Raw genomic sequence first — 14,316 nt, 5'->3', positions numbered from 1 at the left:
GTGTCAGTCCAGTAGCGAGAGGGTGACCGGGGTCTGGTGGTTGTCCTCGACCCGCACCTTGAGCTCGCCTTCGTTGAGGCGGGCGGTCAGGCGTTGGCCGTTGTGGGTTTGCGCGGCGCTGCGGATGGCCTGGCCGCGCTCATCCAGGAGGATGCTGTAGCCGCGGGCGAGGGTGGCCAGCGGGCTGACCACCTGCAGGGTCTGTAGTTGTGCCTGGAAGCGCTGGCGGCGGTCCTTGAGCACCTCGCGCATGGCACGCGGCAGGCGCTCGGCGAGGCTGTCCAGGCGCTGCTTGAGCAGTTTCAGGCTGCGTCCCGGATGTTGCGCGGCCAGGCGCGTGTCGAGGCGGCCGAGGCGTTGCTGGCGCTGGTTCATGTCGAGCATGAAGGCGCGACGCAGGCGCATGTCCAGGTCGTCCAGGCGCTGGGCCTGCTGGCGCAGGCGTTCGCCGGGGTGGCGCAGGCGTCGGGCCAGCCCGTCGAGGCGCAGGCGGTCGTGGGCCAGGCGGTTCTGCATGCGCAGCAGCAGGCGCCGTTGCAGGCTGTCGAGGCGCTGCTGCAGGCCGCTGCTGTCGGGGGCGAGCAGCTCGGCGGCGGCCGACGGCGTGGGTGCGCGTACATCGGCGACGAAGTCGCTGATCGACACGTCGGTCTCATGGCCCACGGCGCTGACGATGGGCGTGACGCAGGCGGCCACGGCGCGGGCCACGGCCTCTTCGTTGAAGCACCAGAGGTCTTCCAGCGAGCCGCCGCCACGGGCCAGGATCAGCGCGTCGAAGCCTTGCCGATCGGCCATCTGCAGGGCGCGGACGATCTGGTTGATCGCCTCGCGGCCCTGCACCGCGGTGGGGATCAGGTTCAACTCGACCTGCGGCGCACGGCGGCCGAACACGCTGATGATGTCGCGGATCACCGCGCCGGTGGGCGAGGTGATGATGCCGATGCGTTGCGGGTGCGCCGGTAGCGGCTTCTTGCGTTCGGTGCTGAACAGCCCCTCGGCGCCGAGCTTTTCCTTCAGCGCCTCGAACGCCAGGCGCAGGGCACCGTCGCCGGCCGGCTCGACCGTATCGAGGATCAGCTGGTAGTCGCCACGCCCTTCGAACAGCGAGACCTTGCCGCGCACCCGTACCGCCAGGCCGTCGCGCAGGGCCTGGCGCACCCGGGCGGCGTTCTGCCGGAACAGCGCACAGCGGATCTGCGCGCCGCTGTCCTTGAGGGTGAAGTACATATGGCCGGAGGCCGGGCGGGCGAGGTTGGAAATCTCGCCTTCCACCCAGACGCTGCGGAACACGTCCTCAAGCAGCACGCGGGCGCGGCCGTTGAGCTGGCTGACGGTGAGGACCTCGCGGTCCAGGCCGAGTCGTTCGAAAGGGTCTCTGATCATGGCGGGCATCATAAATGAGCGAAGGCCCGGTTGTCTGTGCCGGCCTCTATCGCGGGGCAAGCCCGCTCCCACGTTCTGGACTGTCCCCAAGAAGCGGGACACCAATCCAATGCTTGGAGGCAGTCCATTCTAAGTCGGTAGGTGCGTGGGAGCGGGCTTGCCCCGCGATGAGGCCTTCAGCCTTGCATGATCGCCACGAACTGGCGCACCAGTTCCCCGGCATCCCGCCGGCAAGCCAGCGCCACGGTACTTTGGCACGCCTCGTCCAGCGGCACGAAATGCACCGCCGGCGGGGCAATCTCGCGCATGCTCGCCGGCAACAACGCCACGCCGAACCCGGCCTGGATCAGTTGCAGTTGTGTGGTCTTGCGCGATACCACCTGTGCTGCCTGTGGAAAGAACCCCGCATTCATGCACAGCGACGCCGACAGGTAGCTCAGGCCGCCGCGCTGGCGATGGGGGATGGAAATGAAGCGTTCCTCGCGCAGTTGGTCCAGTCGAACACTGCTTGCCGTGGCCATTGGGTGGCCCGCCGCCACTGCCAGCAGCAGGGGTTCGTCGAACAGCGCATGCAGCTCCACGCCTTCATGCTGGCGTAGCACCGGCAGGCGCAACAGGCCGATCTCCAGGCGGCCTTCGGCGATGTCCTCCAGTTGCGCCTCCGACGATTGCTGAGCGATCTCCAGGGAAACGCCGGGGTTGTCCTTGAGGTAGCCGCCTAGGCGCTGCAGCAAATGGCCGGTCAGCGGCACGGTGCTGGAGTGGTTCAGCCGCAGGCTGCCGCGCAGGCCCTGGCCGATTTCCCGGGCCAGGCGCTCGGCCTTGTCCAGGTCGGCCAGCAGATAGCGGGCGCGCTCGAGAAAGGCCTGACCGGCCACGGTCAGGCGTGGCAGGCGCGCAGTGCGTTCGAACAGGACGGTGCCCAGCTGAAGCTCAAGCTCCTTGATCTGCCGGCTGAGGGCCGACTGGGCAATGTACAACCGCTCGGCGGCGGCGCTGAAGCTGCCGGCCTCGGCGATTTCGACGAAGTAACGCAGTTGGCGGATAGAAGTCATGTCATGCCTTTTCGAGATGGCTTGCGGCGAAAAGACATATTAGTAGGCATGGCTTGTGGCTGGCTAATCTTCAGTGGACTTCCTAGGAACTGCCGCGATGCTCGCTCAATTGTCGTTTTCCACGTCCGACTGGCTGCCCATCCTGCTGGGCGTAGGGGTGGCCTATATCGTCTTCGGCATCGCCGGTTTCGGCACCGCGCTGGTCGCCGGCCCCGTGCTGATCCATTTCATGCCGTTGTCACGGATCATCCCGCTGCTGGTGCTGCTGGACTTCGTCGCCGCCTTCGGCAACCTGCTGCCTTCGCGGCGCGATGTGGTGCGCGGCGAGTTGCTGCGCCTGCTGCCGTTCATGGCCGTGGGTTGCACCCTGGGCGTGGTGTTCCTGCTACGGCTCAAGTCCGATCTGCTGCTGTTGCTGATGGGCATCTTCGTGACCGCCTATGCGGTCTATGGCCTGGCGGTCAAGGTGCGCCCGGCTAGCCTGTCGGGCGCCTGGGCGGTGCCCATGGGCACGGTGGGCGGATTGTTCGGCGCCTTGTTCGGCAGTGGTGGTTTCCTCTACGCGATCTACCTCAGCGCCCGCCTGGAGGCCAAGGAACAGGTGCGTGCGACCCAGGTCGCCCTGATCAGTTGCAGCACGGTGGTGCGCCTGTCGCTGTTCCTGATCGCCGGGGTGTATGCCGATAGCAGCTTGCTGCTGCTCGCCGCCTGCCTGTTGCCGGTGATGTTCGTCGGCACCTGGCTGGGGCGGCGACTGACCTTGAAACTGTCCCGCGAGGCCTTCATCCGCCTGGTCACCTGGTTGGTCCTGGCCAGCGGCCTGGCGTTGATCGGTCGCTACCTGAGCGCCTGAGCAGGCGCTAGAATTGCGCCATTACCGCAGTCCCCAGGCCCGCCTCACGCATGAATACCCAGAGCATCATCGTCCCCAAACTGTCCACCGTGCCCGTCCATGAGGCGCGCGCCCGCGCCATCCTGCGTTGGCTGGTGCGCGAAAAAATCGTCGAGGAACAGTTGAGCACCTGTGGGCGCACCGGCAACCGCATGGGCCATGCCCTGGCGGAGGGGGCGCGCAAGGTGGCCCTGCATCCCGAGAGGTTGCCGTTCGGCGAGCAGGTCAACGGCCTGGAAGTGATGCTCAAGCGCTGCATCTACACCCCCACCGACGGTTTTCTCGAAGAAGCCGGTTGCCCGGAGTGCCGGCGCGAGGTCGGCGAGCCGCTGTTCGAGAGCCTGGAGGAGTGGATGCCGGGGGTGAGTGACAACTTCACCTGCCCGTTGTGCGGCTTCGAAGACGACATCAATGGCTTTCTCTATTTGCAGCCGTGTGCCTTTTCCAACCTGGGGTTCATCTTCAATAACTGGGGCGAGGCCGGGTTTACCCAGGCCTTCCTCGACAGCTTCGCCGACTGGCTGGACCAGCCGGTGGCGGTGGTGCAGGTAAAACTGCCGCAAGGCTGACCGAAGGCCCTTATTTTGCATTGAGCGGCGCGCCATGGATGGGTATAATGGCGCGCTTCCATTTTTCCCTCCCGGGAGCCCCCGCGATGCTGCGTATCAGCCAAGAAGCCCTGACCTTCGACGATATCCTCCTTGTACCTGGCTACTCCGAGGTACTGCCCAATGAAGTCAGTCTCAAGACCCGTTTGACTCGTGGCATCGAGCTGAACATTCCCCTGGTCTCCGCCGCCATGGATACCGTGACCGAAGCGCGCCTGGCCATCGCCATGGCCCAGGAAGGCGGCATCGGCATCATCCACAAGAACATGACCATCGAGCAGCAGGCCGGCGAAGTACGCAAGGTCAAGAAGTTCGAGGCTGGCGTGGTCAAGGACCCGATCACCATCGACGCCGACGCCACCGTGCGCGACCTGTTCGACCTGACCCGCCTGAACAACATCTCCGGTGTTCCGGTGCTGGAAAACGGTGACCTGGTCGGCATCGTCACCTCCCGCGACGTGCGCTTCGAAACCCGCCTGGACGCCAAGGTCCGCGACGTGATGACCCCCAAAGAGCGTCTGGTCACCGTCCGCGAAGGCGCCGACAAGAACGAAGTCCGCGAGCTGCTGCACAAGCACCGCCTGGAAAAAGTCCTGATCGTCGACGACAAGTTCGCCCTCAAGGGCATGATGACCGTCAAGGACATCGAGAAAGCCAAGGCCTACCCGCTGGCCAGCAAGGACGACCAGGGCCGCCTGCGCGTCGGCGCCGCGGTCGGCACCGGCAAGGACACCGGCGAGCGCGTTGCCGCCCTGGTAGCCGCCGGCGTTGACGTGGTGGTCGTCGACACCGCCCACGGTCACTCCAAAGGCGTGATCGACCGCGTGCGTTGGGTGAAAGAAACCTACCCGCAAGTGCAGGTGATCGGCGGCAACATCGCCACCGGCGCCGCCGCCAAGGCCCTGGCAGAAGCCGGCGCCGACGCGGTCAAGGTCGGTATCGGCCCAGGCTCGATCTGCACCACCCGTATCGTCGCCGGTGTCGGCGTGCCGCAGATCAGCGCCATCGCCAACGTCGCCGCCGCACTGGAAGGCACTGGCGTGCCACTGATCGCCGACGGCGGCATCCGTTTCTCGGGTGACCTGTCCAAGGCCATCGTCGCCGGTGCTTCCTGCGTGATGATGGGTTCGATGTTCGCCGGTACCGAAGAAGCGCCGGGCGAAGTCGAACTGTTCCAGGGCCGTTCCTACAAGGCCTACCGTGGCATGGGCTCGCTGGGTGCCATGGCACAGGCGCAAGGCTCGTCCGACCGTTACTTCCAGGACTCCTCGGCCGGTGCCGAGAAGCTGGTGCCGGAAGGTATCGAAGGCCGTGTGCCGTACAAAGGCGCCCTGGCCGCGATCATCCACCAGCTGATGGGCGGCCTGCGTTCGTCCATGGGCTACACCGGCAGCGCGACCATCGAAGAGATGCGTACCAAGCCGGAGTTCGTGCGCATCACCGGTGCCGGCATGGCCGAGTCCCACGTGCATGACGTGCAGATCACCAAGGAAGCCCCTAACTACCGCGTAGGCTGAGGCTTCCAGCAATTACCGAACGGGGCTGTCATACACAGCCCCGCGTCGTTTCCGATTTCCACTGACGAGATTGAGTCATGGCCCTCGACATTCACGCTCACCGTATCCTGATCCTCGATTTCGGTTCCCAGTACACCCAGCTGATCGCCCGCCGCGTGCGCGAGATCGGTGTGTATTGCGAGCTGCACCCGTTCGACATGGACGATGAAGCGATCCGCGAATTCAACCCGCGCGGCATCATCCTGGCCGGTGGCCCCGAGTCGGTCCACGAAGCCAATAGCCCGCGCGCGCCGCAGGCCGTGTTCGACCTGAAAGTCCCGGTGCTGGGCATCTGCTACGGCATGCAGACCATGGCCGAGCAGATGGGCGGCAAGGTCGAAGGTTCCGACCTGCGCGAGTTCGGCTACGCCCGCGTCGACGTGGTCGGCAAGAGCCGCCTGCTCGACGGCATCGAAGACCATGTCGACGATGACGGCGTGCTGGGCCTGGACGTGTGGATGAGCCACGGCGACAAGGTCACCCAGATGCCAGGCAACTTCAGCGTGCTGGCCAGCACCCCGAGCTGCCCGATCGCCGGCATGTACGACGATGCCCTGGGCTACTACGGCGTGCAGTTCCACCCGGAAGTGACCCATACCAAGCAAGGCGGTCGCATCCTCTCGCGCTTCGTCCAGGACATCTGCGGCTGTGAAGCGCTGTGGACTGCCTCGAACATCGTCGAGGACGCCATCGCCCAGGTCCGTGCACAGGTCGGTTCGGCCAACGTCCTGCTGGGCCTGTCCGGCGGCGTCGACAGCTCGGTTGTTGCCGCGCTGCTGCACCGCGCCATCGGCGACCAGCTGACCTGCGTGTTCGTCGACAACGGCCTGCTGCGCCTGCACGAAGGCGACCAGGTGATGGCCATGTTCAAGGAGAACATGGGCGTCAAGGTGATCCGCGCCGATGCCGAGAAGCAGTTCCTCGACAATCTGGAAGGCGAAGCGGACCCTGAGAAGAAGCGCAAGATCATCGGCCGCACCTTCATCGACGTGTTCGATGCCGAGGCCAGCAAGCTGGAGAACATCCAGTTCCTCGCCCAGGGCACCATCTACCCCGACGTGATCGAGTCGGCCGGCGCCAAGAGCGGCAAGGCCCACGTGATCAAGTCGCACCACAACGTCGGCGGCCTGCCGGAGGAAATGAACCTCAAGCTGGTCGAGCCACTGCGTGAGCTGTTCAAGGACGAAGTGCGCAAGATCGGCCTGGAACTGGGCCTGCCGTACGACATGGTCTACCGCCACCCGTTCCCGGGCCCGGGCCTTGGTGTGCGCATCCTCGGTGAAGTGAAGAAGGAATACGCCGACATCCTGCGTCGCGCCGACCACATCTTCATCGAAGAGCTGCGCAAGGCCGACTGGTACCACAAGACCAGCCAGGCGTTCGTGGTGTTCCAGCCGGTCAAGTCGGTCGGCGTCGTCGGCGACGGCCGTCGCTACGCCTGGGTCGTGGCCCTGCGTGCCGTCGAGACCGTGGACTTCATGACCGCGCGCTGGGCGCACCTGCCGTACGAGCTGCTGGAAACCGTCAGCGGCCGTATCATCAACGAAATCGACGGCATCTCCCGCGTCACCTACGACGTGTCGAGCAAGCCGCCGGCCACTATCGAGTGGGAATGATCTTGCGTCCGGCGTAGACCGGAAGCGAGTGGCAGGAAACACCCCAAAAGCCCGCATAACTGCGGGCTTTTGGCATTCAGTCGGGCAGGTGAAATAGCCAGACGCTTATGGGCTTCACCCTCAGCCCCAAACAACAAAACCCGCCAATGCGGGTTTTGTTGTTTGACGCGCAGACGTTGGTCAGAAGTCGTAACGCACGTTGGCAGTGAAGGTGTCGGCGTTGAAACCACTGCTGGTCAGGTAGTTGTACATCCCTCCCACGCTCCAGGCGCCTACCCGGTAGTTGGCACCCAGTCCCAGCTCGTAGCTGTCGCGCGCGGGTGTGGCGCCTTGGGTGGTGAAGGGGGTACCGCCGAGCACGAAGGTCGAGGTGGTGCTAGCCTTGTCGCCGATGAAATCGTGCCAGGCCATCAGCTTGGCTTCCGGCTCCAGGCTGCCCACGCCGATGTCAAAAGCGGCCGCCAGACGGGCGCCCAGGCCCATTTCGCCGATTTCATAGCGCTGGCTGCCAACGTTGAGGGCGGCTGAGCTGCCTTTTTCACGGTACGAATCAATCGAAACCTTGGCGTAACGCGCACCGACCTGGGGCTCCAGCAGCCAATGCTTGTCCAGCCGGAACGTGTAGCCTGCAAGTGCTTTGACGCCGAAGATTGCACTGTCGTAATCGGCCTTGGCGCGGGTACCGGCGATGTAGCGTCTGGACTCGTTGTCGTTCCAGCCATAGGTCAGCGAGGTGTCGACAAAGAAGTTGTCACGGGCCCAGTTGCCGTACAGCGTCAGTGCATGGCCGTTGACGTCGGTCTTGTTGCCAAGGTCCGACTTGACGTCGCTGGTCAGGTAGCTGTACGCCAGGCCCACGGTGGTATTGGGGTTGAGCTTGCCGTCGGCACCCAAGGCGATGCCTTGGGTGTTGGCGTCAAAGCCGCCGATACCGTGGCGGCTATCCTGGTTGGCATCGCTGGACAGCGCTTGCAGCCATACCCCTTGTTCTGCCAGGACGTCGCCCGACGACAGGCCACTGCGTACTTTGCTGGCGCGGTGCTCGATGGCACCTGCGACCAGGTTTTGACTGTTGGTGGCGGCGTTGATGACTCCACGGCTGACGTCCGGGGCCAAGGTTTCGGCAAGTTTCGCCAGATCTTCGGAGGTGGCGGCGTTGGCAAAATGCTGGAATACCGGGTCGCTTTCGTCCATCTGGCCCAGGACTGTGTTCTTGAGCGGCTGGATGGCGTTCACCGCATTGCGCGAACCATGGGCGCCCAGCAGGTCTTGAGTTACAGCCTCATCGCTGCGGGTCGCAACCGTTGCTTTTACATCTTGGCCTTCAATGCCAAAGCTTTTCACTTCAAGCAGCGCCGAGGATGAAACCACGGAAAGGTTCTGTGGATCTTCCCACGTGCCGGAATTGATGAGGGTGTAGCGGTTGCCCTGGGCCGAGGTGCGGAAATCGTCGGAGCGAGCCTGCAGTTCGACCTGGCTGCCGGGAGAGAAGTAGGTATCGCCGGTGACTGTCAGGATCGGCGTGTTGGGCAGTGTGTTGTTATCCAGCAGCAGGCGCAAGCGAGCAGTTTCGCTATCCAGGTCGAGGTTGCCGACAATCGTGGTCTGTGGGCGAAGCAGCGTCAGGCGGCCACCGTCGATATCGACGTAACCGGCACGGATGGTCGAGCCGTCGAATTGTGCATCCCCTTGCACCAGTACCCCACTCAGGCCCAGCAGGTCACCCTTGACCTGGCCACCCTCCCAGTAGAAATAAGAAGGGGAGGCGTGGTCATCCGCCAGAATTGCCGCGGTGCCGCCTTCGATCAGGCCACCGGTCTGCCTGATGGAGAAGATGCTGAAGCCGGCTGAGGGGTCGAGGTTGACCAAGTGGATACCGACGCCCTCGGCGGAGATAGTCCCGCTGTTGTTGATATCACTCTTGGAAGGGTCGCCTGTGTTTTTACCGGTGAAACTGGCGTTTTCTATCTCGATACCTGCAGAGCCGGCGCCGCTGGCAGTGATGGTGCCCGAGTTATTGATGCGAGCCTGGGCCGAGGTGATCATCATGCCATTGGCATCTTCGCCGGTTACCCTGATGTTGCCGTTGTTGTTGACTTCACCGGCGATTTTCGCCAGGTACAGGTCCAGTCCCATGGCAGTGGTGCCGCTCACCGTAATGTCGCCCTCGTTGACCAAATTGCCAGCGACGGTGGAGTTGAGGGTCATGGAGATGCCGGATGGGACGTCACTGGGGGTTGCGGCCGTCAGGTTGATCTTGCCCTGATTGATCAAGCTGCCCGCCAGCGTCACATTGGTCAGCGTCACACCTGCGTTTTGTGACGTTCCGGTAAAGGTGGCGTTATTGAAACCACCGCCGGAGCTGATGTATGCCCCTGTGCCCAGGTCGTGGTTGAGGTCGGGTGCGGCATGGACTGTAGCAGTGGCAGCCGTGACGGACAGCGCCAACAACGAGCGGCGCAGGTGGGAGATGTTCAAGACCGTATCCTTACAGGGTAGAAACTGACAGGGGGCAACGCGCGCGTCAGCGTCTGTTTTCGGCATCCCTGTCAGCTTGTCAGTGATGTGCTGATTCAAGCGCGCCGAATCTACACGATGCGGGTGAGGATATTCATCATGAAAACAACTAATGGCGAAAAAAACATAAATGCGCCGTTTCAGTTGTTTTCTGAAGCCGTGGCCGTCCTTGTTCTAAGGATGTTCCTGTGCCAATGGAGTCTTGACCCATCGACTCCATGCCGCTTCCCAGCCACTGTCGTGGCTCGCTTCAGGTACATGAATACACTGGGATAATGGCGAACCAAGGGCCTGTTGATACTTGGCAGCAAGGTCAACCGGAATGATCGAGTCAGCGTCTCCAATGAAATGACGCTGAGGTAACAAGGCGAGTCGATCTCGGTAGTCCAGCGGTTCCAAGGATCCGTGGAGTGGCGACAGTCCTTTCATCGTCGCCCACATACGCGGGCTAAGGTTGCCGGCCAGGGTTTGCACCTGGGTAATATCATTGCGCTGCGCCGCTAACAATAATGCCAGTGCGGCGCCACCCGAATATCCCACGAGTTCGAATTCACTGTTGCCATATCGTTGTTTCAGTTGGTCTAGCGCCTGGCTGAGGCGGTCGATCACTTCCTGGGCGTAGCGTCGATGGGTCCAGAGTGCGGTCTGACACGCTGCAGCCATGACGAACTGGCAGGGGCGTGCGAGATACGCGTTCGGCGTAGGATCGTTGACCGCCAGCCGTGGCACCAGCAGATTGTGCGGGCTCGGATCCAGGCTGGGTTGAGTGGCCGTCGACCAGGAATGCCCATCGCCTTCCAGGTAGACACGCAGGCGAGTCATTTTTTCTGCGCTGCGCGGCGCGAGGATGAAGAGAGGGAAGTCTTGTCCCGGCAGGACCTCCCATTGTCGGCCGTGTTCTTGAGCCAGTTGTTGCAGTGCTTCGCGCGGCGATTGGCAGGCGATGAGAAGTGCGCTGATTATCAACACACACGCCATAGGGAAGCCGGCCACTGTCCGACGACTGGGAAAATCTCTACTCATCATGTGTGCAGTGTACGATCACGTCGCTTCGGCAACCTACCGCCCTGCGACAAGACTTCACTTAATATTTCGCAAATGCAGGTGTATCGTATTCGCCCTTCATCGCCAGCCCTGCTGGCAGCTTGATCGCGCAGAAACGAGGTACCCGCACCGATGTCCTTTACCCGTCGACAAATGCTCAAGGGCCTGACCGGCCTTGTAGTGGTAGGCCTGGGCGCCGGTGGCGCGGCGCGTTACTGGCTGGGCAAGGTCGAGGACGACAACGACGGGCATGACTACGAGCTGATCGCCGCACCGTTGGACGTCGAGCTGGTGCCGGGCTTCAAGACCGAGGCCTGGGCCTTCGGCCCGTCGGCGCCGGGCACCGAGCTGCGGGTGCGCCAGGGTACCTGGCTGCGGGTGCGTTTCATCAACCATCTACCCGTCGAGACCACCATCCATTGGCACGGTATTCGCCTACCGTTGGAGATGGACGGTGTTCCCTATGTCTCGCAGTTGCCGGTCAAGCCGGGCGAATACTTCGACTACAAGTTCAAGGTGCCGGACGCCGGCAGCTACTGGTACCACCCCCATGTGAGCAGCTCCGAGGAACTGGGGCGCGGGCTGGTTGGCCCGCTGATCGTCGAAGAGCGCGAACCGACCGGTTTCAAGCACGAACGTACCCTGAGCCTGAAGAACTGGCATGTGGACGAGCAGGGCGCCTGGCTGCCGTTCAGCATCCCCCGCGAGGCGGCGCGCAACGGCACGGCCGGGCGGCTGATCACCATCAATGGCCAGGCCGAGTCGGTCACCGAGCTGCCGGCGGGGCAGGTGGTGCGGGTGCGCTTGCTGAACCTGGACAACACCTGGACCTACCGCCTGAACCTCAAGGGCAACTGCGAGGCGATGATCTACGCCCTCGATGGCAATCCGATCACCCCGCGCCCGCTGGACGAGGAGTACTGGCTTGGCCCCGGCATGCGCATCTGCCTGGCGATCCGCATTCCCGAGGCAGGCGAGGAGGTATCGTTGCGTGACGGCTTCGTGCGCCTGGGCACCTTGCGCTCGGTGGCCAGCAGCGACGCACCCGGCGACTGGCCCAAGGCGCTGCCGCCGAACCCGGTTGCCGAGCCGGACCTGGAGAACGCCGAGAAGCTCAACTTCAATTTCGAATGGGTCGGCAAGGTTTCGGTGAATACCGAGAACGGCAAGCCGCCGAGTCTGTGGCAGATCAACGGCCAAGCCTGGGACATCACCGACAAGACTTGCGCCGACCGGCCCATCGCTACGCTGCAGAAGGGCAAGAGCTATATCCTCGAGCTGAAGAACATGACCCAGTACCAGCACCCGATCCACCTGCACGGCATGAGTTTCAAGGTGATCGCCTCCAATCGGCGCAAGATCGTCGAGCCGTGGTTCACCGATACCTACCTGCTGGGCAAGAACGAGCGGGCGCAGGTGGCGCTGGTGGCGGATAACCCGGGCACCTGGATGTTCCACTGCCATGTCATCGACCACATGGAAACCGGCCTGATGGCCGCGATAGCGGTGGTCTGATGCGCCCGCAGATCATCGATCGCAGCCGCGATCAGGAATTCATGCGTCTGGCCCTGGAGCTGGCGGCCCAGGGCGCGGCCCTGGGCGAGGTGCCGGTGGGTGCGGTGCTGGTGCAGCACGGCCAGGTGCTCGGCCAGGGCTTCAACCGGCCGATCCTCGACAGCGACCCCAGCGCCCACGCCGAGATGGTGGCGATCCGCGCTGCGGCCAAGTCCGCCAGCAACTACCGCCTGCCGGGCAGCACCCTGTACGTGACGCTGGAGCCGTGCAGCATGTGCGCGGGGCTGATCGTCCATTCACGAGTGGCGCGAGTGGTGTATGGGGCGCTGGAGCCCAAGGCGGGGATCGTGCAGAGCCAGGGGCAGTTCTTCACCCAGGGCTTTCTCAATCATCGGGTGATGTACGAGGGCGGGGTGTTGGCCGAGGAATGTGGCGCGATACTCAGCGAGTTTTTCAAGGCTCGGCGGGCCAAAGGTTAAGCTGCAGCCACGTTATCGCGGGGCAAGCCCGCTCCCACGCTTTGGCTGCGGACACCATCACATCGGCGCCGCTTGCTCCGCTGGCTTGTCCTTGTTCACCGCAGGCACATGCAGGTTGCCCTCGGCCACTTGGCCTTCGAGCTGCGGCTGCGTGACCCAAGTGAGGATGTCGTAGTAGCGGCGGATGTTGGCGACGAAATGCACCGGCTCGCCGCCCCGGGCATAACCGTACTTGGTCTTGCTGTACCACTGCTTCTGCGACAGGCGCGGCAGCATCTTCTTCACGTCCAGCCACTTGTTCGGGTTCAGGCCTTCGCGCCTGGCCAGGGTGCGGGCGTCTTCGAGGTGGCCGCTGCCAACGTTGTAGGCCGCCAGGGCGAACCAGGTGCGGTCCGGCTCCTTGATGCTGTCGTCGAGCTGGTCCTTGACCAGCATGAAGTACTTGGCGCCGCCCTGGATGCTCTGCCGGGGGTCCAGGCGGTTGGACACGCCCATGGCCTGGGCGGTGCGCTGGGTCAGCATCATCAGGCCGCGCACACCGGTCTTGGAGGTGACTTCCGGCTGCCACATCGATTCCTGGTAGCCGATCGCGGCCAGCAGCCGCCAGTCCACCTGTTCGACCTTGGAGCTGGTCTTGAAGTGTTTCTCGTACTTGGGCAGGCGTTGCTGCAGGTGCTGGGCGAAGGTGTAGGCACCGACGTAGCCCAGCACATCGACATGGCCGTAGTAGCGGTCCTTCAGGCGTTGAAGCGTGCCGTTCTTCTGCGACTTGTCGAGAAACTCGTTGATCTCGTTGAGCAGGCTGTTGTCTTCGCCGGCGGCCACCGCCCAGCGCTGGTCACGGGTGTCGCCCAGGTCGAAGGCCACGCGCACGTTGGGGAAGTAGACCTGGTTCATGGCCAGCTCGTTGGAGTCGACCAGGGTCAGGTCGATCTGGCCCTCGTCGACCATGCGCAGCAGGTCGACCACTTCGACGGCGTCGGATTCTTCGTATTCCAGCCCCTGATTCTGCTTTTTCAGCTCGGCCAGCTGGTCGGCGTGGCTGCTGCCCTTGAGCACCATGATCTTCTTGCCCACCAAGCCCTTGGCATTGGTCGGGCGCGAGCGGCCGTTGCGGTAGATGACCTGCGGGGTCACCTCGAGATACGGGTGGGAGAACTTCGCCTGGCTGGCGCGGCGTTCGCTGCTGACCAGGCCGGCGGCGGCCAGTACCGGGCCGGAGGGCTTGCCCAACTGGTCGAACAATTGGTCGAGGTTGTCGGCGGTCTCGATCTCGAGCTTCACCCCCAGGTCGTCGGCGAAGCGCTTGACCAGTTCGTACTCGAAACCGGTTTCGCCGTTGCGGTCCTGGAAGTAGGTGGCCGGGCTGTTGCGGGTAATCACGCGCAATACGCCATCCTCCTTGACGCGCTCGAGGGTGCTGGGTTTTTCAACGCAGGCACCGAGCATCAGGAAGAGTCCGGTTGCGAAGAGCCATTTGGCGCAACGCTGGCGCAAAGCAGTGTGGGCGAACATAGGGTGCAGTATACGCAAAGGACTGCCGGCGCCATATCTCGACAATGGTTGGCAGGTCTGCTAGCACGTCACTGTGCCTGCGACAGGGCGGAGCAGGTCGTAGGAGCGGGCTTGCCCCGCGATTCGCCCGCTCAGG

At 63.6% G+C, this 14,316-nt stretch carries 11 protein-coding genes; 6 read left to right on the top strand and 5 right to left on the bottom strand.

The genetic code is table 11. From position 1 onward, the window contains the following. Positions 1 to 3 precede the first annotated feature (3 nt). Together xseA and KHO27_RS17150 are read right to left on the bottom strand one after the other, a co-directional pair. Positions 4 to 1,383 (bottom strand): exodeoxyribonuclease VII large subunit, encoded by a 1,380-nt coding sequence (gene xseA, locus KHO27_RS17155; RefSeq protein WP_102682974.1) that lies wholly within the window; start codon positions 1,381 to 1,383, stop codon positions 4 to 6. 176 nt (positions 1,384 to 1,559) lie between these two features. Next, positions 1,560 to 2,438 (bottom strand): LysR family transcriptional regulator, encoded by an 879-nt coding sequence (locus KHO27_RS17150; protein ID WP_110699830.1) that lies wholly within the window; start codon positions 2,436 to 2,438, stop codon positions 1,560 to 1,562. Between the two features lie 97 nt (positions 2,439 to 2,535). Between KHO27_RS17150 and KHO27_RS17145 the strand changes: the two genes are divergently transcribed. From KHO27_RS17145 to guaA, 4 genes are all read left to right on the top strand, one after another. After that, positions 2,536 to 3,291: a sulfite exporter TauE/SafE family protein gene (locus KHO27_RS17145; protein WP_139669097.1), complete on the top strand. Its 756-nt coding sequence runs from the start codon at positions 2,536 to 2,538 to the stop codon at positions 3,289 to 3,291. A gap of 50 nt (positions 3,292 to 3,341) precedes the next feature. Next, entirely contained in the window at positions 3,342 to 3,899 is a 558-nt protein-coding gene (locus KHO27_RS17140) for a sugar ABC transporter ATPase (protein WP_102682938.1), read from the top strand. 86 nt (positions 3,900 to 3,985) lie between these two features. Beyond that, positions 3,986 to 5,455, top strand: a complete 1,470-nt coding sequence (gene guaB / locus KHO27_RS17135) for an IMP dehydrogenase (RefSeq protein ID WP_023628475.1) — start codon at positions 3,986 to 3,988, stop codon at positions 5,453 to 5,455. 77 nt (positions 5,456 to 5,532) lie between these two features. Continuing rightward, positions 5,533 to 7,110 carry a glutamine-hydrolyzing GMP synthase gene (guaA, locus tag KHO27_RS17130; protein ID WP_011535447.1) on the top strand — a complete coding sequence of 526 codons (1,578 nt, stop codon included), beginning with the start codon at positions 5,533 to 5,535 and terminating at the stop codon, positions 7,108 to 7,110. A 180-nt stretch (positions 7,111 to 7,290) separates the two neighbouring features. Here guaA and KHO27_RS17125 read toward each other — a convergent pair whose 3' ends face one another. Both KHO27_RS17125 and KHO27_RS17120 read right to left on the bottom strand, forming a co-directional pair. Further along, a complete protein-coding gene (locus tag KHO27_RS17125; RefSeq protein ID WP_214500528.1) occupies positions 7,291 to 9,588 on the bottom strand; it encodes an autotransporter family protein in 2,298 nt (765 codons plus the stop codon). Between the two features lie 213 nt (positions 9,589 to 9,801). After that, the gene (locus KHO27_RS17120) at positions 9,802 to 10,653 is read right to left on the bottom strand and encodes an alpha/beta hydrolase (protein ID WP_502937567.1); all 852 of its coding nucleotides are present in this window, start codon (positions 10,651 to 10,653) and stop codon (positions 9,802 to 9,804) included. A 150-nt stretch (positions 10,654 to 10,803) separates the two neighbouring features. Here KHO27_RS17120 and KHO27_RS17115 point away from each other — a divergent pair, with 150 nt between their 5' ends. Further along, positions 10,804 to 12,186 carry a multicopper oxidase family protein gene (locus KHO27_RS17115; RefSeq protein ID WP_214500527.1) on the top strand — a complete coding sequence of 461 codons (1,383 nt, stop codon included), beginning with the start codon at positions 10,804 to 10,806 and terminating at the stop codon, positions 12,184 to 12,186. Beyond that, positions 12,186 to 12,665 carry a tRNA adenosine(34) deaminase TadA gene (gene tadA, locus KHO27_RS17110; RefSeq protein ID WP_046854335.1) on the top strand — a complete coding sequence of 160 codons (480 nt, stop codon included), beginning with the start codon at positions 12,186 to 12,188 and terminating at the stop codon, positions 12,663 to 12,665. Before KHO27_RS17115 ends, tadA begins: the two co-directional genes overlap by 1 nt. Before the next feature lie 57 nt (positions 12,666 to 12,722). Here tadA and mltF read toward each other — a convergent pair whose 3' ends face one another. Then, on the bottom strand, positions 12,723 to 14,180 hold the full coding sequence (gene mltF, locus KHO27_RS17105; protein ID WP_111532125.1) for a membrane-bound lytic murein transglycosylase MltF: 1,458 nt from the start codon (positions 14,178 to 14,180) through the stop codon (positions 12,723 to 12,725). Positions 14,181 to 14,316 lie beyond the last annotated feature (136 nt).

The organism is Pseudomonas sp. RC3H12 (assembly GCF_018596375.1).
GTDB lineage: Bacteria > Pseudomonadota > Gammaproteobacteria > Pseudomonadales > Pseudomonadaceae > Aquipseudomonas.
Note: the sequence above shows the minus strand (reverse complement) of the source record. Positions and strands in the feature narration are given on the sequence as shown.